20 protein-coding genes and 1 pseudogene are annotated in these 19016 nt (G+C 66.9%); 8 read left to right on the forward strand and 13 right to left on the reverse strand.

The genetic code is table 11. The annotated features are described in order from the left end of the window. The 3 genes and pseudogenes from VB734_RS01805 to ald form a co-directional block, all read left to right on the forward strand. Window positions 1-236 (forward strand): annotated as a pseudogene (locus VB734_RS01805) (nicotinate-nucleotide adenylyltransferase); the annotation flags it as partial. Further along, window positions 236-1942: an NAD+ synthase gene (locus VB734_RS01810; protein ID WP_197162648.1), complete on the forward strand. Its 1707-nt coding sequence runs from the start codon at window positions 236-238 to the stop codon at window positions 1940-1942. The pseudogene VB734_RS01805 and the gene VB734_RS01810, both read left to right, overlap by 1 nt. Window positions 1943-2020: 78 nt before the next feature. Further along, the gene (gene ald / locus VB734_RS01815) at window positions 2021-3160 is read left to right on the forward strand and encodes an alanine dehydrogenase (protein ID WP_197162646.1); all 1140 of its coding nucleotides are present in this window, start codon (window positions 2021-2023) and stop codon (window positions 3158-3160) included. On the opposite strand, the gene VB734_RS01820 is transcribed toward ald, so the two are convergent. The 13 genes from VB734_RS01820 to VB734_RS01880 all read right to left on the reverse strand — a co-directional run bounded on the left by VB734_RS01820 (window position 3072) and on the right by VB734_RS01880 (window position 12756). Continuing rightward, on the reverse strand, window positions 3072-4223 hold the full coding sequence (locus VB734_RS01820) for a DUF3326 domain-containing protein (protein ID WP_197162644.1): 1152 nt from the start codon (window positions 4221-4223) through the stop codon (window positions 3072-3074). The genes ald and VB734_RS01820 overlap by 89 nt on opposite strands. Continuing rightward, window positions 4220-4414 (reverse strand): hypothetical protein, encoded by a 195-nt coding sequence (locus tag VB734_RS01825; RefSeq protein WP_197162642.1) that lies wholly within the window; start codon window positions 4412-4414, stop codon window positions 4220-4222. The genes VB734_RS01820 and VB734_RS01825 overlap by 4 nt, the downstream gene beginning before the upstream one ends. 11 nt (window positions 4415-4425) lie before the next feature. Beyond that, the gene (locus VB734_RS01830) at window positions 4426-4749 is read right to left on the reverse strand and encodes a 2Fe-2S iron-sulfur cluster-binding protein (protein WP_197167491.1); all 324 of its coding nucleotides are present in this window, start codon (window positions 4747-4749) and stop codon (window positions 4426-4428) included. A gap of 41 nt (window positions 4750-4790) precedes the next feature. Then, the gene (locus VB734_RS01835) at window positions 4791-5558 is read right to left on the reverse strand and encodes a TIGR02466 family protein (RefSeq protein WP_197162640.1); all 768 of its coding nucleotides are present in this window, start codon (window positions 5556-5558) and stop codon (window positions 4791-4793) included. Continuing rightward, the gene (locus tag VB734_RS01840) at window positions 5536-6489 is read right to left on the reverse strand and encodes a F0F1 ATP synthase subunit gamma (protein ID WP_197162638.1); all 954 of its coding nucleotides are present in this window, start codon (window positions 6487-6489) and stop codon (window positions 5536-5538) included. Before VB734_RS01840 ends, VB734_RS01835 begins: the two co-directional genes overlap by 23 nt. Window positions 6490-6501: 12 nt before the next feature. Continuing rightward, the gene (atpA, locus tag VB734_RS01845; protein ID WP_197162636.1) at window positions 6502-8019 is read right to left on the reverse strand and encodes a F0F1 ATP synthase subunit alpha; all 1518 of its coding nucleotides are present in this window, start codon (window positions 8017-8019) and stop codon (window positions 6502-6504) included. Window positions 8020-8082: 63 nt separating this feature from the next. Beyond that, window positions 8083-8631, reverse strand: a complete 549-nt coding sequence (atpH, locus tag VB734_RS01850; RefSeq protein ID WP_197162634.1) for an ATP synthase F1 subunit delta — start codon at window positions 8629-8631, stop codon at window positions 8083-8085. Continuing rightward, window positions 8631-9161, reverse strand: a complete 531-nt coding sequence (locus tag VB734_RS01855; protein ID WP_370594545.1) for a F0F1 ATP synthase subunit B — start codon at window positions 9159-9161, stop codon at window positions 8631-8633. The genes atpH and VB734_RS01855 overlap by 1 nt, the downstream gene beginning before the upstream one ends. Continuing rightward, the gene (locus VB734_RS01860) at window positions 9158-9628 is read right to left on the reverse strand and encodes a F0F1 ATP synthase subunit B' (RefSeq protein ID WP_197162632.1); all 471 of its coding nucleotides are present in this window, start codon (window positions 9626-9628) and stop codon (window positions 9158-9160) included. The genes VB734_RS01855 and VB734_RS01860 overlap by 4 nt, the downstream gene beginning before the upstream one ends. 129 nt (window positions 9629-9757) lie before the next feature. Continuing rightward, the gene (gene atpE / locus VB734_RS01865; RefSeq protein WP_010315318.1) at window positions 9758-10006 is read right to left on the reverse strand and encodes an ATP synthase F0 subunit C; all 249 of its coding nucleotides are present in this window, start codon (window positions 10004-10006) and stop codon (window positions 9758-9760) included. A 161-nt stretch (window positions 10007-10167) separates the two neighbouring features. Beyond that, window positions 10168-10896, reverse strand: a complete 729-nt coding sequence (gene atpB / locus VB734_RS01870) for a F0F1 ATP synthase subunit A (RefSeq protein WP_006171982.1) — start codon at window positions 10894-10896, stop codon at window positions 10168-10170. A gap of 64 nt (window positions 10897-10960) precedes the next feature. Beyond that, window positions 10961-11485: an ATP synthase subunit I gene (locus VB734_RS01875; protein WP_323242886.1), complete on the reverse strand. Its 525-nt coding sequence runs from the start codon at window positions 11483-11485 to the stop codon at window positions 10961-10963. Between the two features lie 47 nt (window positions 11486-11532). Beyond that, complete coding sequence (locus VB734_RS01880) at window positions 11533-12756, reverse strand: class I SAM-dependent methyltransferase (RefSeq protein WP_197162630.1); 1224 nt, start codon at window positions 12754-12756, stop codon at window positions 11533-11535. A 170-nt stretch (window positions 12757-12926) separates the two neighbouring features. Here VB734_RS01880 and VB734_RS01885 point away from each other — a divergent pair, with 170 nt between their 5' ends. The 5 genes from VB734_RS01885 (at window position 12927) to VB734_RS01905 (ending at window position 19008) form a co-directional block, all read left to right on the forward strand. Continuing rightward, window positions 12927-15956 (forward strand): phycobilisome rod-core linker polypeptide, encoded by a 3030-nt coding sequence (locus VB734_RS01885; protein ID WP_322781797.1) that lies wholly within the window; start codon window positions 12927-12929, stop codon window positions 15954-15956. Window positions 15957-16364: 408 nt separating this feature from the next. Further along, entirely contained in the window at window positions 16365-16850 is a 486-nt protein-coding gene (locus tag VB734_RS01890) for an allophycocyanin (protein ID WP_197162626.1), read from the forward strand. A 40-nt stretch (window positions 16851-16890) separates the two neighbouring features. Continuing rightward, a complete protein-coding gene (gene apcB, locus VB734_RS01895; RefSeq protein WP_006171987.1) occupies window positions 16891-17379 on the forward strand; it encodes an allophycocyanin subunit beta in 489 nt (162 codons plus the stop codon). A 35-nt stretch (window positions 17380-17414) separates the two neighbouring features. Continuing rightward, window positions 17415-17615, forward strand: coding sequence for a phycobilisome linker polypeptide (locus tag VB734_RS01900; protein ID WP_197162624.1), 201 nt, complete (start codon window positions 17415-17417; stop codon window positions 17613-17615). A 148-nt stretch (window positions 17616-17763) separates the two neighbouring features. After that, the gene (locus VB734_RS01905) at window positions 17764-19008 is read left to right on the forward strand and encodes a putative peptidoglycan glycosyltransferase FtsW (protein WP_322781798.1); all 1245 of its coding nucleotides are present in this window, start codon (window positions 17764-17766) and stop codon (window positions 19006-19008) included. Window positions 19009-19016: the final 8 nt, after the last annotated feature.

The raw sequence follows: 19016 nt of genomic DNA on the forward strand, positions 1-19016 counted from the left end.
GACTGGCGGTGGTCCCGAGACTGGGCTGGCCGCTCGATCTCCGGCAGATCGAGCAGCTGAACCAACGGGGCGGCCGGGTGGAGGTGCTGCCCCTGCAGATCCCGGCCACGGCCAGCTCCGCCATCCGCCGCCACCCCGACCCCCAACTGGTGCCGCCGGAGCTCTGGCCGGTGCTGCTGGAGCAGAATCTCTACGGTCTGCGCTCCTGTCTGGCCAGCCGCCCTCCTCCGCGCTGATGCGTCTTGCCCTGGCACAGATCAATCCCCTTGTGGGGGATCTGCGCGGTAATGCCGCCCAGATGCTGGAGCACTGTCGGCGTGCCGCAGCGGCGGGTGCCGATCTGGTCATCACCCCGGAGCTTTCACTCTGGGGATACCCCCCACGGGATCTGCTGCTGCGACCCTCCCTGCTGCAGGAGCAAGGACGGGTGCTCGAGGCCCTCGCCGCCGAGCTGCCACCGGGACTGGGCCTGCTGCTGGGCCTGGTGGATCCGATCACCGGACGCGAGCTGCCGGCCCTGCACAACGCCGCCGCGCTGGTGCAACGGGACAGCTGGCGGGTGGTGGCGCGCAAACGGCTGCTGCCCAGCTACGACGTCTTCGATGAACGGCGCTACTTCCAGCCAGGTGACCAGGCCTGCCTGCTGGAGTGGCCGGTGGGCGATCGGGTCTGGCGGCTGGGTCTCACCATCTGCGAAGACCTCTGGGTGGAGGAGCGGGTTCAGGGGCACCGGCTGGCGGGTGCCGACCCGATCGCGGAGCTGGCACCCCAACGCCCCGACCTGCTGCTGAACCTCTCCGCCTCCCCCTTCGCCCAGGGCAAACCGGACTTGCGGCTGGAGCTGGCGGCGGCGGCGGCCGCCCGGTTGGGCTGTCCGGTGGTCTACGTGAACCAGGTGGGCGGCAACGACGAGCTGGTCTTCGACGGGGGCAGCTTCGTGATCGATCCCCAGGCCCGGGTGCTGCGTCAGCTGCCCTGCGCCCAGGTGGCCCTCGAGCTCTGGGAGCCCAGCCCCCCGGAGAGGCCAGAAGCGGCCCCAGCGTCGCCGCTGCCGGCGCCCCTGGAGCAGCTGTTCCGGGTGCTGGTGCTGGGAGTGCACGACTACGCCCGCAAATGCGGCTTCCAGCGGGTGGTGCTGGGATTGAGCGGTGGCATCGACTCGGCCCTTGTGGCCGTGATCGCGGCAGCAGCCCTCGGACCCGAGCAGGTGCAGGCCCTGCTGATGCCCTCCCCCTACAGCTCCGCAGGGTCACGGCTCGACGCGATCGATCTCGCCAACCGATTGGGACTCCCCCACCAGACGGTGGCGATCGAGCCCTTGATGGGGGCCTTCGACCGGAGCCTGGATCCCGTTCTGGGGGGGGCTCCCCGGGGGCTGACCGCCGAGAACCTGCAGTCGCGCATTCGCGGCACGCTGCTGATGGCGGTGGCCAACCAGCAGGGCCGCCTGCTGCTCTCGACCGGCAACAAGTCGGAGCTGGCGGTGGGCTACTGCACCCTCTACGGCGACATGAACGGCGGGCTCGCGGTGATCGGCGATCTCTACAAGACCACCGTGTTCCGGCTCTGTGAATGGCTCGACAGCGAGGCTGCAGCCGGTTGCCGCCAGGCCCTGGGCCTGCCCGCCAGGGACGAGCTGATCGGCGCCGCCATCCGCACCAAGCCCCCCAGCGCCGAACTGCGCCCCGACCAGCGCGACACCGATTCCCTGCCCGACTACGACCAGCTCGACCCCCTGCTCAGGGCCTACATCGAGGCGCTGCTCTCTCCGGAGGAGCTGATCGCCCAGGGGCAGGTGGATGGCGAGCTGGCCCAGCGCGTGTACCGGCTGCTGCGCACGGCCGAATTCAAACGCCGCCAGGCAGCACCTCTGCTGAAGGTGAGCGGCCGGGCGTTCGGCGGGGGCTGGCGCATGCCCATCGCCGCCGGCCCCCTCACCTGAGGGGTCAGTGCCCAATCCGTGGCGAAAGCTGGCGATCCGGCGGCCAGCCCGCCAACCTGGAAGGAGCTTCTCATTGGCATGGCCAGCATGGGCCCAGCGGCACCGATCGCGAGCATCGGTGTACCCAGGGAGATCAAACGGGATGAACAGCGGGTGGCCCTCAGCCCGGATGGGGTGAGGGAACTGGTGTCCCAGGGCCTTGAGGTGCGTGTCGAGGCGGGAGCAGGCCAGGGGGCCGGCATGGAGGACGCGAGCTATGCCGAGGCCGGAGCGCGCCTGGTGGGGCGCGATGAGGCCTGGGGCGCCCATCTGGTGGTGAAAGTGAAGGAACCACAGCCGGAGGAGTTCGCCTTCCTTCGGGGTGATCAGGTGCTGTTCACTTACCTGCACCTGGCGGCCTACCCCGAGGTAGGCCGTGCCCTGCTGGAGGCTGGCACCACCGGCGTGGCCTACGAAACCGTCCAGCTCGACAACGGCAACCTGCCGCTGCTGGCGCCGATGAGTGAAATCGCTGGTCGCCTGGCCGCCCAGGTGGGGGCCCATCTGCTCGAGAAACCCCATGGCGGCAGGGGGGTGCTCATGGGCGGCTGCGCCGGGGTGCGGCCGGCGCGGGTGATCGTGCTCGGGGCCGGCACCGTGGGCTGGCATGCCGCCCGTGTGGCCGCGGCCATGGATGCGGAGGTGTTCCTGCTGGATCACACTCCCCAGCGCCTGCGCCTGCTCGAACCCCAGCGGATCGGCCGGATGGTGAGCCTGGTGAGCAGCAACAGCCTGATCGAGCGGCTGGTGCCCAGCGCAGACCTGGTGGTGGGCGCCGTGCTCACCCCCGGCAGCCGTGCCCCCACCCTGGTGGAGGAGGACGTGGTGAAGCGGATGAAGCCAGGCTCGGTGATCGTCGATGTGGCCATCGATCAGGGGGGCTGCATCGCCACCAGCCGCGAGACCACCCACACCGATCCCGTGGTGACCATCCACGGTGTGCAGCACTACGCCGTGGGCAACATGCCCGGCGCCGTGCCCTTCACCTCCACCGAAGCCCTCGTCAGCGTCACTCTCCCCTACATCATGGGAATCGCCGGACGGGGACTGGTGGAGGCGGTCACCGAGCGGCCGGAGCTGCTCTCCGGCCTCAACACAGTGGATGGGGCCGTCTGCCATCCCGGAGTGGCCAAGGCCCTGGGGATGCCGACCCGCCATCCGATGGCCTGTCTGCGCTGAGCCACTCCAGGGCAGGCAAGGGCCGCCTCAGGGCCTCGGGCTGCAGGCCCTCGCGCAGGGCCAGCACCAGACCGGCGGCTTCCGCATAGCTGGCTGCGGCGATCGCGCGCAGCCCAAGACGCTCGGCGCTCACCTCCAGAAGGGACGGGTTGCCGTCCACGGCAATCAGGGGAACGCCACGCTCCGCGCAGGCCAGAACAGCCTCGCCGCCCATGGCTCCGGCCGGCACCACCACCGCGCCGATCCGGCTGGGATGAATCAGGGCCTCAGGAGGGAGGAGCTGAGGCCCGGACGCGGGCCCCAGGGCGATCAGATCGGGGGCGCGGCTCAGACCCACCAGCACGCAGGGGAGGAAGGTGTGGCCCAGTTCCTCGGCCGCAGCCAGGGGATTCAGCCCCGGATCCAGCGCCAGGGGGGCCAGGGCCGGGGCATGGGCGCAGGGAATCCCCAGCTGACGGCTGAGCAGATGGCTGATCACGGCCTCGGCACCGGCCAGGGCATCCACGCCGCTTCCCTGGCGGTAGGAGGCCAGGACCTCGCTGCCCATGTCATCCGGGAACCGGGCCACCACGGCGATCGCGGTGGCTCCGGCCTGATGCAGGCGTTCCCCCGCCCGGATCAGGGCATCCGGCCGGCCGATCCGGCCGCTGCTCACCCCGCTGGGGCCGAGCGAGAGGGTCACCTCCAGGGGAACGTCGGTGCTGAGCACAGGGCCGATCGCGAGGCCCAGGCTGGCGCGGCAGGCCTCGGCCACCTGCAGGTGACGCAGGCGCAGGTCCTCGTCGATGCCGGCATCGAGCAGCAGGCCCACCCGCTGTGACGCGACTGGAGCCAGAGCCAGGTCGCCCGCCGCGAAGCGATTGAGGGCCCAGCCCTCCACGTAGTGGATGCGCGGATCACTCCAGTAGAGGGCCGCGGCGTTGAGGGCATTGGGATGGGTGATCAGGCAACCGGAGGCTGCCGCCAGCAGCCTCGCCGCCGGCAGGCCATCGCCGGCATAACCACCGATGGCGCAGCCGATGCCGGTGGGGATCACCAGCAGGGTGGGCAGCGGCCTGCTCAAGGGCTCTGAAGCAGGACAGCTTCGACCCTCAGCCTCCGCCGCAGCTGGGAGCCCTCCTCAGCCGGCAGGGCGGCGGTGATGGCCCAGCGCAATGCCTCTCCCCGCTGCTTCCTCAGGGCTGAGCGCACCTGGGGAAGCAGCGGACCGGGAGCAGCCTCCATCCAGAAGTCCACGGTCTCGAGCTGGGGCACAGACGAAAGGTTCAGCGCTGGAACCGTCCGAACTGAGCCTCGTAGAGCGCATCCTCCTGGCCGGCCAACAGGTTCAGATCGCTGCGGGGATAGGCCACACAGAGCAGGGCATAGCCCTCGGCCTGCAAGTCGGCCTTGACACCCATCGCATCGGGCTGGTGTACGTCCCCCTGGAGCAGACGGGCAGCACACGTGGTGCAGACCCCGGAACAGCAGGAGCTGGGCAAGGGAACGCCGGCCTCCTCGGCCGCGGCGAGCACGGTCTGATCCGCCCGGCAGGAAAAGGTGTGGATCACGCCGCCGAGATCGGCGGTCACGGTGAAGCTGTCACTCATGGCGTGGGGGGTACGCGGCAGGGGGCTGTCGATCCAGCGGTTCACCCCTCCATCTTCCCGGACGGCGGGGCGGCATCGAGTGGCAGCTCCAGCCACTGGCCGGGATGGGGCGCCAGGTATTCCGCCGGCTGGGGCTGCCCGGGGCCACAGGCGGGAGCGGTGAGGCAGAGATCGAAGCTGATCGAGAGGCGCAGGTCCTCCTCGTCCTCGCTGGGCAACACGGCGTGGTCGGTGCTGGAGGGGAAGATCACCAGCAGACCCGCCTGCGGGGCCAGGTCGTGCCAGCCCGCATTGAGGGGATGGCATGAGGCGATCGGGCCGTCATGGCCCACCGCCAGGCCGGGCACGAGCTCATTGCTGCAGCGCCCGTCGAAGAGGCGCAGACAACCGCTGCGGCCGCTGCCATCGCCGTTGAGGTAGTACACGGCGCTGAGATGGGCATTGGGATGGTGGTGACGCCCCACCACCTGGCCCGGCTCGGCCACCACAGGCCAGCAGCGCTGCAGATGCAGCCTGATGCGCCGGAGATCGAAGCCGAGGGCCCGGAGGTAATGCTGGGCTTCGCAGGTCACCTGGTCCAGCAACCATCGGAACTCAGGCTGGTGATGCAACTGCCAGACACCATGAAAATCCCCGGTCCAGGCGCATGCTGGATCGGGGTTGGCGTCCAAGTCGCCGCGCAGGGCCAGCACCTGCTGCAGCATCAGAGCCGAGTCGAGAGGATCAGGCCGCAGTTGCACCCTGGCGACCGCCAGGGGGAACAGCCTGAGGAGGCCCCGATCCGTCTCAGGCCATGGCTGTGGAACCACCGACCACTTCCAGGATCTCCTGAGTGATGGCCGCCTGGCGGGCCTTGTTGTAGTCGAGGGTGAGGCTCTTGGCGAGGGCCTTGGCGTTGTCGCTGGCGTTGTTCATGGCCGTCATCCGGCTGGCCAGCTCACTGGCCGCTGCCTCCTGGAGGGAGCGCAGCAGCTGGTTCTCCAGATAGAGCGGCAGCAGAGCGTTGAGCAACTGATCCGGACTCTGCTCGAAAACGAAATCAGACTGGAGTACAGGCTCCTGGTTCGGAGCGGTGCCGCGCTCCACTGCCAGCTGTCCTTCACGGGTGGTGAGACGGAAGATCTCATCATCAGGACTGGCGATGCCCTGAGGGTCGAGAGGCAGCAGCGTCTGGGAGATCGGAGAACTGCTTACCAGGTTGACGAATTTGGTGTACACCATCTCCACACGGTCGGTGGATCCTGAGAGGAATTCAGCGAGGATCTGATCGCCGATGGCACGGGCTTCCTCGGCGTTCGGGACCTGATCGAGGCCTGTGAACGTGGCCGTGATCGGATAGGAGCGGTTCTGGAAGTAGGTGGTGGCCTTGCGGCCGATCAGGACGAGAGAAATCTCGAAGCCCTGCGCCTTCAGCTCCCCGAAGCGCTGCTCCGTGCGCTTGATGATGTTGGCGTTGTAGCCACCACAGAGACCCCGGTCGGCGCTGACCACCATCAGGGTGATATGGCTGACGGGGCGCTCCTGTTGGAGCAGGGGCGTGTTGGCGACATCTTCAAAGCGCATGCGTGATTGAAGATTCTCGAGAACCCGGGCCAGCCGATCAGCGAAGGGCCTAGAGCGCAGCACCTGTTCCTGGGCACGGCGTACCTTGGCGGCGGCCACCAGCCGCATGGCCTCGGTGATCTTGCGTGTGTTCTTGACCGAACTGATCCGGTCGCGGATTTCCTTGAGGTTGGCCATGGTAGGGGGACCTCAGGCTGCGGCCAGAAGGGTGGACTTGACGTCGGTGATGGCGTCCTTGAGCATCGACTCAGCCTCACTGCTGAGCTGCTTCTCGGTCTGCACCTTGGTGATGAACTCGGGCTTGTTGGTCTTGAGGTACTCGCGCAGTTCACGGCAGAACTGGACCACCTGATCCACAGGCACGTCATCGATCAGGCCCTTGACGCCGGCATACACCACAGCCACCTGTTCGGCCAGGAGAAGAGGGCTGAACTGAGGCTGCTTGAGCAATTCGCGCAAGCGCTTGCCCCGTCCGAGCTGTGCCTGGGTGGCGGCATCAAGATCGGAGGCGAACTGGGAGAAAGCGGCCAGTTCATCGAACTGAGCCAGCTCGAGCTTGAGCGTGCCGGCGATTTTCTTGATCGCCTTGGTCTGGGCGGCGCCACCCACCCGGCTCACCGAGATGCCCACGTTGATGGCAGGACGCAGACCGGAGTTGAACAGGTCGGAGCTCAGGAACACCTGGCCATCGGTGATCGAGATCACGTTGGTGGGGATGTAGGCCGACACGTCACCGGCCTGGGTCTCGATGATCGGCAGGGCGGTCATGCTGCCCTTGCCCATGGCGTCGGAGAGCTTGGCGGCCCGCTCGAGCAGACGGCTGTGGCAGTAGAAGACGTCGCCGGGATAGGCCTCACGGCCGGGGGGACGACGCAGCAGCAGCGACATCTGGCGATAGGCCTGCGCCTGCTTGGTCAGGTCGTCGTAAACCACCAGGGTGGCCTTGCCCTCGTACATGAAGGACTCGGCGATGGCGGCACCGGTATAGGGGGCCAGGTACTGGAGGGCCGCAGGCTCAGAGGCACTGGCGGCGACCACCACGGTGTAATCAAGGGCGCCGCGCTCACGCAGCACTTCGACCACGTTGGCCACCGAGGCCGACTTCTGGCCGATGGCGACGTAGACGCAGATCACATCCTCGCCCTTCTGGTTGAGAATGGTGTCGATGGCGATGGCGGTCTTGCCGGTCTGGCGGTCGCCGATGATCAGCTCGCGCTGGCCACGGCCAATGGGGATCATCGCGTCGATGGCCGTGATGCCGGTCTGCATCGGCTCGTGCACCGACTTGCGCTGAATGATGCCTGGCGCCATCGACTCGATCAGTCGAGTCGAGGTGGTGGCGATTTCACCCTTGCCGTCGATCGGCACCCCCAGGGGATTGATCACCCGGCCGAGCATCGCCTCGCCGACAGGCACCTCAGCGATCCGGCCGGTGGCCTTGACGGTGCTTCCTTCCTGAATACCGATGCCATCCGTCAACAGCACGACACCGACGTTGTCGTCCTCGAGGTTCAGGGCGATGCCCTCACTGCCATCATCGAACTGAACCAGCTCGCCGGACATGACCTGCTGAAGGCCATAGATCCGGGCGATGCCATCACCCACCGAAAGCACGGTTCCGACGTTGCTGACCGAAACGGACTTGTCGTAGTCCTCGATCTGCTGCTTGAGGATGGCGCTGATCTCGTCGGGGCGGATGGAAACCATGGGTGGAGATCCCCGGGCGGGGAGACGATGGAAGGAAGGAGAGAGGCGGTTGGTGGAGGAGGGCTAGCCGGCCTTGGCCAGCGCCAGTCCGAGACGGCGCACCTGGCCGGCCAGGCTGGCATCGATCACCTGGGACCCCACGCTGACGACGAAGCCACCGATGAGGGACGGATCGATATGGAGATCGAATTCGACCTTGTCTGTGCCGGCGACGGCCAGGACCTTGGTGTGCAGGGCTTGCTGCTGCTGCTCACTGAGGGGGGATGCGGACGTGATCCGGGCGAGGGCGATGCCGCGCTGCTCCCGGTAGAGCTCGAGGAACCGATCCAGCACCGCATCGAGGATCGCAATGCGCTGACGGTCGGCCAGCACCTTGAGAAGCGTCAGGAAGGTCGGGGTGATGTCGTTCCCGAAGAGGGTGACCAGGACTTTCCTTTTGGCCTCGGGTTCGAGCACCGGGGAGCTGAAGGCAGCCCGCAGCTCAGGGGAGGAATGCCAGACCTCCAGCAGATCCTTGGCCTCCTGGGCCACCTGATCGGTTTCCTGGCGCTGATCGACGACCTGAAGCAGGGCTTCGGCGTAGGGCGTGGAGATGGAATTGAGGAGCGGCATCAGGCTTGCCCGAGGCTGTTGATGGATTGGTCGATGAACCGGGCCTGAGCTTCGGCATCCAGCTTGCCGGGCAGGGAAGCGAGGGCCCGCTCGACGGCCCGGCGGGCGGCTTCGCGGCGCAGCAGTTCACTCACCCTGGAGGCTTCCGACTGAAGGTCGGCCACAGCACCCTGCTTGAGGCGAGCCATTTCCTCGACGGTCCGTCGCTCGGAATCGAGGCGCAGGGCATCGGCACGGGCCTTGGCATCACTGCGGATCTTCTCGGCCTTCTTCTGGGCATCGGCCAGATCCTGCTTGGCGGCCGCCAGGGCCACCGTGGTCTCCTGGAGGCGCTGCTCGGCATCCTGGAGATCGGAGAGAATGGCCGCACGCCTGGTTTCGAGGATGCCGCCGAGCACCTTGGGCAGAAACCAGACCAACGCGGCGATCACGATCGCCAGGTTGATGATGTTGGTGTCGAAGAGGTTGAGGTTGAGGCCGAAGCCCCCCTCACTGGCCAGAAGGGCCGGAATCGGGTTGACGATGCTCATTGGGCAGCCAGCAAACGGGTGACGATCAGATCGCCGAGCCGGTCGGCTTCACCATTGAGAGTGTCTTCAGCCAGGTTGCGCTGAATGTCGATCTCCCGCCGGGCGGCCTCGCGGCTGCCGTTCGCTTCCGCCTGGGCCGCGGCGAGGGCACTGCGATAGAGACGATCCATCTCCTGCTCGGCCTCCACGATCAGGGTCTGGGCCTGCTGGCGGGCTTCGCGCAGCTGATGGCGCAGATCAGCCTCCAGTCGCTCGGTCTGAGCCAGCTGCTGCTTGGCTTCGGCGCGGCTGGTGGAGATGTAGCTCTCACGCTCCTCGACGGTCTTGCCGACAGGGCGGAAAAAGAGAGCGTTGAGAATGAAGGTGAGGAGGACGACCTGCACCGCCATCAGCGGCAAGGTGGCATCGAGGTCGAAGAGACCTCCCTCGGGAGCACCTGCTGCGGCAAGCAGTAGCCAGCTGGTCATGGGGCGGGGACGCTGGAGGGATCGGGTGGACCGCGCCGACCTGGGGCCGGAGGGGAAGGATTGGAGACGTGCGACAAGGGATCGGGGACCGTGGCCTCAGCCCCGGTGCCCCGTTCCTGCCGGAGGCGATCAGCCGGCGAAGGGGTTCGCGAACAGCAGCACCAGTGCGACGACCAGGCCGTAGATGGTGAGCGCTTCCATGAACGCCAGGGAGAGCAGCAGGGTGCCGCGGATCTTGCCTTCGGCTTCAGGCTGGCGGGCGATGCCCTCGACGGCTCCGCCTGCAGCGGTGCCCTGGCCGATGCCGGGACCGATGGCGCCGAGGCCGACGGCCAGACCGGCAGCCACAACAGACGCTGCAGAAGTGATGGAATCCATGGTGGAACGTTGGGGATGTGGGGCGCCGGAAGAGCGCGGGTTGAACCTGGCGCCTGGGACATCTCCGCTTGGGAGACGGGCCCGGTTCAGACCGGACCTGCGCGCAGGAGATTTAGCAGAACGGCCGACCGGCCCGGAGGCAGCTGATCAGCCAAGAGAGATCAATGGTGCTCTTCGTGCACGGCCTCACCGATGTAGTAGGCGGCGAGAGTGGCGAAGATCAGGGCCTGAATGGCACTGGTGAACAGCCCCAGGAACATGGCCGGGAGGGGCACGACCAGGGGCACGAGGAAGGCCAGCACCGCCACCACCAGTTCGTCGGCAAGGATGTTGCCGAACAGACGGAAGGAGAGAGACAGAGGCTTGGTGAAATCCTCGACGATCTTGAACGGAAGCATGATCGGCGTGGGCTCCACGTAGTACTCGAAGTACCGGAAGCCCTTGCGGCTCAGGCCTGCATAGAAGTACGCCAGAGACACCAGCAACGCCAGGGCGATGGTGGTGTTGATGTCGGCGGTGGGAGCACCGAGCTCGCCGCTGGGCAGGTGAATCAGTTTCCAGGGCACCAGGGCACCGCCCCAGTTGCTCACGAAGATGAACAGAAACAGGGTGCCGATGAAGGGGAGCCAATCGCGGTAGGCCTTCTCGCCGATCTGTTCACGGGCCAGATCACGCAGATACCCCCAGATGAACTCCAGCAGGTTCTGCACACCCCGGGGGTCACGCTCCAGGTTGCGCGTGCCGGCCACGACGAGGGCCAGCAGCGCGCCTATGACGAGCCAGGAGCTCAGGAAGACCTGGCCATGGATCTGAAAACCACCGACGTGCCAGTAGAGGTGCTGACCCACCTCCAGTTCGGCGAAAGGAAGAGAAAGAGGCAACGGAACCATCGAGGGGTACAGAGGTGCCGCTGAAGCGACGGATGGGGTGATCAGGAGATCACAGGATCGCTGATCAGGGGCGGACGAAGGCCTGGAGCAGAAGCGCCGGCTTGTAGAGCAGGAACCCGATCAGGGCGGGAAGGATCTCGAGCTGCGGGATCCGGGAGCAGCCCAGCACGAGCACCACCGGAACCAGAAGCTGACCCTTTCCCACCTGCTTGGAGTCGGGACCGATACGACCCACGCTGCGAGCAAGAAGGCGCAGGTAGAGCATGCCGGAGACCGCTCCAACCGAGAGGCTCAGAGCTGTGGTCCGATCGAACAGGTAGGCCGCCACGGGGACTGCCAGCACTGAAACGAGCAGAGTGGACAGCAACAGACGCCGTTGCAGGCGCCGGTACTCGTCCATGCCGTTGTCCGGTGTCTCCGCCACGGGGGCGGACTCGGGGGATGGGGCCGGCGGCACCAGAATGGGGACCGCCAGATCTCTCCCGGCCAGGCCACGCAGCAAGGTCGACCGCAGATCAGAAGCCTCCTGGGGGGAGACCTCAGGGGAATCAGGCCCGGCTGGAGGGCCGGATGCGGGGGTGGCCTGCAAGCGCGTCAGCACATCGGAAAAGGCGCGCGGAATCTATCACAATGCTGTTACATGTCAGTGGCGGAGCGACCGCTGGCAGGGGCCAGCAGCAGCAGACGGCGGCTCCAGAGAGTGCGCGCCACGGAGGCCTGCTCAACCGGCGACCAGCCCAGGGGCAACCGGGCGATCGGAGTCGACTCCGGCGCGACCTCCACGGCCTTCAGCAGCGCCAGTTCCCGATCGTCGAGCTCGATCGGCCTCAGGTCAGGATCCAGCAGCGTGGCTCCCGGCCAGCCCCAGAGGCAGGGGTTGCGTCGTCCGCTGGCCGAGAGCAGCTCCTCGTCGCTGTCCCAGGTGCTGACGTGCAGCGGGTCTCGGCTGAGAAAGAACTCGAAGTGGCTGATGTCGGGATCGAGGCTTTCCACCAGGGCCCAGCGCTGTCGGTCGGGCAGGGCCCTGGCCCGCTCCAGCAGTTCCCCCTGCAGCAGGCGGGCCGGATCCCAGATCTCGGGGTTGGAGAAGCCGGCGAACTCGAGGCCGGCACTGGCCACGAAGCGGAAGAGGCCCGCCAGGTCGTAGCTGGTTTCCTGGGGATGGAGGTACATGTCGGCGAAATTGGCATCCGCCGCGGTGTCGAGGGCCCAGCGCTGCTCATGGTGGCGGCGCAGGCGGTTGGTGTCCGGCAGCTGCTCGAGCAGTGCGCGTCCCAGGCGCAGGCCGTCGCCATCGCCCACCACCTCCAGGGCCGTGAGCGCCCGCTGCACCCGGTGGATCTCCCAGCGGCCGCCATCGGCATACAGAAACAGATGGAGCAGGCCGCCGGGCCTGAGCAGTGACGCCAGGGCCTGCAGCCCCGCTTCGGGCTCACGCAGGTGGTGCAGCACCCCCACCGAATTGATCAGGTCGAAGGGGCCTTCACCCTCGAGCTCCAGCAGACTGCGCTGCTCGAGGCGCAGGGAGGAACAGTTCCGGGCGCCTCCGGAGCGGCGCAGACGCTCGCGGGCCACCTCCAGGGCACCCGCGCTGATGTCGACAGCGAGGATCTCCGCCCCGGGATTGAGGTGAGCCAGGTAGTCGGTGCTCACGCCTGTGCCGCAGCCGGCATCCAGCAGGCGCGGAGGCGGGCCCTCCTCCGGCAGCCGGCCTGTGCAGGCACTGCTGACGCAGGGGTAGCTCCAGCGCCAGTTGTAGCCGGGGGGAGGGCCATCCTGGAGTGGATCCCCGGGATAGGGGAAGCGGTCGTAGAAGGCGCTCACCGCCGGCGTGGCGGCATCGGCGGGGCCTGGGCTCATCGGCGAAGGGTTGCGGTCCATGGGGAGCTTTTCATGGGCCGGGCCCGGCCGAGGCCCATCCATGGCAGCCGGGGACGATCCGCGGGCAGTCCGCTGCAAACATTTGTTCATGCCAGGCGGGAGGACAGGACCACAGCCGTAACGTGACTCCGCCCGGTACACGCCCGTTCATGACCGTGACCGCCAGCAGCGGCAGCACCAGGGTCAGCCCCCAGCTCTACGACACCCTGCCGCTCTCCAGCGTCCGTCAGGCGGAGCAACAGGACCGCTTCCCCGAGAAGGTGGAGCTCGAGACCCTCCTCAACTTCTACCGGAGCGGCTCGGCCCGCGTGGAGGCGGCTCGGCTCATCTCCGCCAATGCCGACGCGATCGTCGCCAAGGCCGCCAACCGGATCTTCGCCGGCGGCACACCGCTCTCCTATCTCGATGCTCCGCTGACCCCCTTCAACGTGGGACAGACGGAAACGACACTTCTGGCCAGCGACCAGGTGGCCGCCGCCACCTCCGTGCGCACCTTCGCCCAGGGCAGTGGCGGCACCGGTCTGCTGGGCCGGATCCTCGAAGGGGTCCAGGCCGATGCCGATGTGCGTGTGGTGCTCCCTCCCGGCTTCAGCCCGATCAGCGTGGCCCGCTATGGCACCGAGCGCATGCGCAAGTCGCTGCGCGACATGGGCTGGTTCCTGCGCTACGTGGGCTATGCCCTGGTGGCCGGTGATCCCAGCATCCTCGAGGTGAACACCCGCGGCCTCCGCGACGTGCTCGAGAAGGCCTGCTCCCTCGCCGCCACCAACGTGGCCCTGCAGGAGATGCGCGCCGCCGCCGCCACCCTCTTCCGCAAGGACTCGGGGTCGAGGCAGCTGGTGATCGACTGCTTCAACGTTCTGCTCAAGGAGCTGGAGGTTCCCACCCCCTCCGCGCGTCAGCGTCTGGGAAGCCCCGAGAATCAGGGCCTCCAGCTGCCGGCCATCTACGCCCTGGCCGCCGAATCCCGCCAGCGTTTCGTGATGAAGCCCGGACTCTCCGGCCGCGAAAAGGCCGAGGTGATCCGTGCCGCCTATCGGCAGGTGTTCCAGCGCGACATCGTCAAGGGCTACTCCCAGGTGGTGGCGCCCGTGGAAGCCACCCAGGTGTCCCAGGGTCAGCTCTCGATGCGGGAGTTCATCCGTGCCCTCGGGCGCAGCAAGGAATACAGACGACAGTTCTACGGCCGCTTCTCCAACAGCCGGGTGGTGGAACTGGCCTTCCGCCATTTCCTCGGCCGAGGCGTGAGCACGATCGAGGAATTCCGTCGCTACTTCGCCATCGTCAGTCAGCAGGGACTGGCCGGCCTGGTCGATTCCCTGATCAACACCCAGGAGTACGCCCAGACCTTCGGGGAGGAGACCGTCCCCTACCTGCGCGGTCTCGGTGAAGAGGCCCAGGAGAGCGCCGGCTGGGGATCGAACCGCAAGCTGTTCCGCTTCAGTGCCCCCTTCGAAGGAGCCCCTCAGTACATCACCCTCTACGCCTCGTACCGCCAGCCCCTGCCCGATCAGCACCCCTACGGAGGAGGCAACGATCCCCTGGGTCTCAACTACGGGGCGATCTTCCCCTCGGGAACGGCCTCGGTGGCCACCCGGCCTGCCCCCTTCAACGACGACACCCGGCGCATCCTGGTGGGCAACGGCATGGCCGAGCCCGGTCAGATGGACAGCCCCCAGTTCCGGGCCTCCGTCCCCCGGCGTGTCGGTCCGAAGGTGGTGCGATTGCAGCAGATCGCCACCGGTGGCTCCTCGGTGCCCCGACGCGGTGGCCAACCCAGCATCCGCGGCACCGAATCCAGCACCCAGGCCGTGATCAGGGCCGTCTATGTGCAGGTGCTCGGCACCACCGGCTACGCCGGCGAGCAACTCAAGGTCGAGGAGATCAAGCTCGAAAACGGCGACATCAGCCTGCGCGAGTTCATTCGCCAGGTGGCTCGCTCGAACGCGTTCCGTCGCCGCTACTGGGCCAACCTCTACATCACCAAGGCCATCGAGGTGATGCACCGTCGTCTGCTGGGGCGGCCCACCTTCGGGCGGCGTGAGATCAACAGTTACTTCGATACGGCTGCGCGACTGGGCTTCTACGGCGTCGTCGACGCCATGGTCAACAGTCCGGAATACCTGGCGGCCTTCGGGGAGGACACCGTCCCCTACGAGCGCTTCGTCACCCCCTCCGACCTCAATGCCCGCAGGATTCCAGCCCTTCGCCGCGCCCTCGATCCCTCGGCCACTCCCGACCTCACCCCGGTGAGCCGGCCTCAGGTGGCTCCGTCGAACACCTTCCGCAGCAGTGGTGACATCACACCGCGCAACCTCCCCGACCGCCGCCTTCGTCAGGTGGTGGGTGGCTGGACGGCCCGTTTCGCCGAAGGTGAGGAGGCTCCCGCCACATCGGCAGTCAGCACCCCACAGAGCCTGCGGCAACCCCCCGAACCCACTCGCCGGTGGAGGATGTCTCCATCCAGTCCCGGCACGGCGTCCAGTGGCTGGAGTGCCAGCATCGGCCGCTCTGCTCGGGGCTCTGCCTCAGGGGCCCTCGGCCAGATGGCAGGCGGCTGGAGCGCCCAGGTCAGCGCCAATGGCTTCAGCGCAGCGGCGGCTCCCCAGCCCGGGGCCGCCATGTCCAAGGCCCTCGATGGAGCACGTCCCCAGGGCTTCAGCCGACGCCGCAGCCTCGGCCAGCCGGTGATGCTGCTTCCCGGAGCCGATGAGGCCATGCTCCAGCAGGTGATCGACGCCACCTACCGGCAACTGCTCAACCGGGTTCCCCTGGCCGCTGAGCGCCTGGGTGATGCCGAGTCGCAATTGCGCGATGGGCGTCTGTCGGTCTCTGAGTTCGTGGCGGTGATCGCCGGCTCCGATCTCTTCCAGCAACGGCTCAACCGCATGGCCCCGCTGCGGGCGGCCTCGGCCGCCTACCTCGCCCTGCTCGGCAGAGCCGCCCAGCCCAGGGAGGTGAGCCGCTACCTGGCCACCCGGGGCAAGAAGGGTCAGATGGCCGCCCTCGACGATCTGCTCTCCGCCAAGGAGTTCGCCAACAGCTTCGGTCGCGACACGGTTCCCTACCTCAGGGGCATGGCCACCGCTGATGGCATCCCCCTCGCTACGGTGAATCGCACGGCCCTGCTCTACGCCGGCAACGCCGGACTGACCCCGGCACCACGCGGGGCGATCTGAACCCGTGGCCATGACCCATCCCCCCGGACGGAAGTTCGGGGGATTTCTTCATGGAAAGATGATTTCTTCAGCTTCATCGTTGATCAGGAATGAGCCAGGGACGCGGCGACAGGCCTGCAAAGTGTGAACAAACTCAGAGGCTTTCCCTTAGGCGCAGAACAGGCCAGAGCCGTTGCCGGCCAAGGGGTTTGACCCAATCACATCGCCGTGAAGAACTGTTACCGGCCCAGGGAGGGGTGGCCCCCTCTGCCGCAGAATGACTCGGCGGTCGGCAAGCCTGATCGCCAGCCCACTCTCCCGATCAAACCGTCGGCGTTCACGTCAACGAAGTGAAGGAGCGAGGGGCATCCCTTACCCACCGGATATCGGTCTCCATTACGGCGACCGCTTGTTTCGAGGCAGAACTGCATGAGCATCGTCTCCAACTCGATCATCAACGCGGACGCCGAAGCCCGCTACCTCAGCCCTGGCGAACTCGACCAGATCAAGTCCTTCGTCGCCGGCGGTCAACGCCGTCTGCGCGTGGCTCAGGTCTTGGGTGAGAACCGCGAGCGCATTGTGAAGCAGGCCGGCGGCGCCCTCTTTCAGAAGCGTCCCGACCTGATCTCACCCGGCGGCAACGCCTACGGCGAGGAAATGACGGCCACCTGTCTTCGTGACGTCGACTACTACCTGCGCCTGGTGACCTACGGCGTGGTTGCGGGTGACGTCACCCCGATCGAAGAAATCGGCATCATCGGCGCTCGCGAGATGTATCGCGCGCTCGGCACTCCTCTGGAGGCCATGGCCGAGGTCGTCCGTGAGCTCAAGAACGCCTCCCTGGGGCTGCTCACGGGAGCCGACGCCGAAGAGGCAGGCTTCTACTTCGACTACGTCATCGGCGCCCTCTCCTGAGGCTTCGCCTCTCCTTGCCCACCGCCTCTTCCCAGGACACATGCAAGACGCGATCACCAACGTCATCAATCAGTCCGACGTCCAGGGTCTCTACCTGGACGATTCCTCGATCGGACGGCTGGAGCAGTATTTCTCCAGCGGCGAACTCCGTGTCCGCGCAGCGGCCACCGTCGGTGCCAACTCGGCAGCGATCATCAAGGAAGCCGTCGCCAAGACCCTGCTGTATTCGGACATCACCCGTCCGGGCGGCAACATGTACACCACCCGTCGCTATGCAGCCTGCATCCGCGACCTGGACTACTACCTGCGCTACGCCACCTACGCCATGCTGGCCGGTGACACCTCGATTCTCGACGAGCGGGTGCTGAACGGGCTTAAGGAGACCTACAACTCCCTGGGAGTGCCCATCGGCGCCACCGTCCAGTCGATCCAGGCCATCAAGGAAGCCGCTGCTTCGCTGGTGGGCCCCGAGGCCGGTCGTGAACTCGGCACCTACCTCGATTACATCAGCTCCGGCCTGGGCAACTGATCCCGACCCGACGCCCAACCCGCGAGGATCACCACATGCGCCTGTTCAAGATCACGGCCTGCATTCCCTGCCCTGAAAAGGTCAGGACCCAGCGGGAACTGCAGAACACCTTTTTCACCAAGTGGGTGCCCTACGAGAGCTGGTTCGCTGAACAGCAGCGGATCATGAAGCAGGGGGGCAAGATTCTCAAGGTTGAACTCGTCACGGGTCGCCGTCAGGTCAACGTCGGCAACTGACAGGTCTCAGAGCTCTCACTCCTGACTGGTCAATTCTGCACAGCCCGGCTATGGCCGGGCTTTTTTTTGTCCCTACCCCCTTCCCCCGAGGCTGCCGCCACGGCTGAATGGGGAACTGCGCCGCTGGCGCAAGTCCTTGCCGGCCATCATGACCCGACGCCCCAGGAGCCAAGCCAACTCTCGATCGCGCAACCAGCTGAGCGTGGCGGAGCCCAGCCAGTCTCCCCCGGCCCTGATCTGGTCCCAGTGGCCCGCGGAAGCCAGGCTGCTGCTGGTGATGGTGGCGATCTGGTGCGTGGCCGGACTGCTGATTCTCGGCTCGGCCAGCTGGTGGGTTGCCGCCCGTGAGAACGGGGATGCTGCCTTCTACATCAAACGCCAGGCCATCTGGCTGGTCGCCAGCTGGGGACTGCTCTGGCTGGCGATGCGCACCTCCCTGCGGCGCTGGCTGCGGCTTGCCGGCCCGGCGGTGCTGATCGGGGGGGCCCTGATTGCCTTCACCCTGGTGGCCGGCAGCACGGTCAATGGGGCCAGCCGCTGGCTGGTGATCGGACCGATCCAGATCCAGCCCTCCGAGCTGGTGAAACCCTTTGTGGTCTTGCAGGGGGCTTCCCTGTTCGCCCACTGGAAGCGCATCGGCCTGGATCAGAAAATGCTCTGGCTGGGCACCTTTGCCATCCTGCTGCTGCTGATCCTCAAGCAGCCCAACCTCAGCACCGCCGCTCTCACAGGATTGCTGCTCTGGTTCATGGCCCTGGCGGCCGGTCTGCCCCTGCTCTCGCTGCTGGGCACGGCGGCGGCCGGAGGAGCCCTGGGCATCGCCAGCATCATGGTGAACGAGTACCAGCGGTTACGGGTGGTCTCCTTCCTCAACCCCTGGCGCGACGCCCAGGGTGACGGCTACCAGCTGGTGCAGAGCCTGCTGGCGATCGGGTCCGGTGGGGTGCTGGGCGAGGGATACGGCCTCTCGACCCAGAAGCTGCAGTACCTGCCGATCCAGTCGACCGATTTCATCTTCGCGGTCTTCGCCGAGGAGTTCGGGTACGTGGGCTCTGTGGTGCTGTTGCTGTTCCTGATGCTGTTCGGTTTCGTGGGGCTGCGGGTGGCTCTGGGTTGCCGCAGCAATCAGCAACGGCTGGTGGCCATCGGAGCCACCACCCTGCTGGTGGGACAGTCGATCCTCAACATCGCCGTGGCCAGTGGCTCGATGCCCACCACGGGCCTGCCGTTGCCGATGATCAGCTACGGAGGCAACTCCCTGCTGGCCAGCCTGCTCACAGCCGGCCTGCTGATCCGCTGCTCGCTGGAATCCCGCGGCTGGGAGAGCCGTCCCCAGCGCAACCGATCGACCCCAGGTGACGGGTCCAGCCCCAACCCTGCCCCGATAGGCTGAGTCACCCT

Source organism: Synechococcus sp. BA-124 BA4, assembly GCF_034931165.1.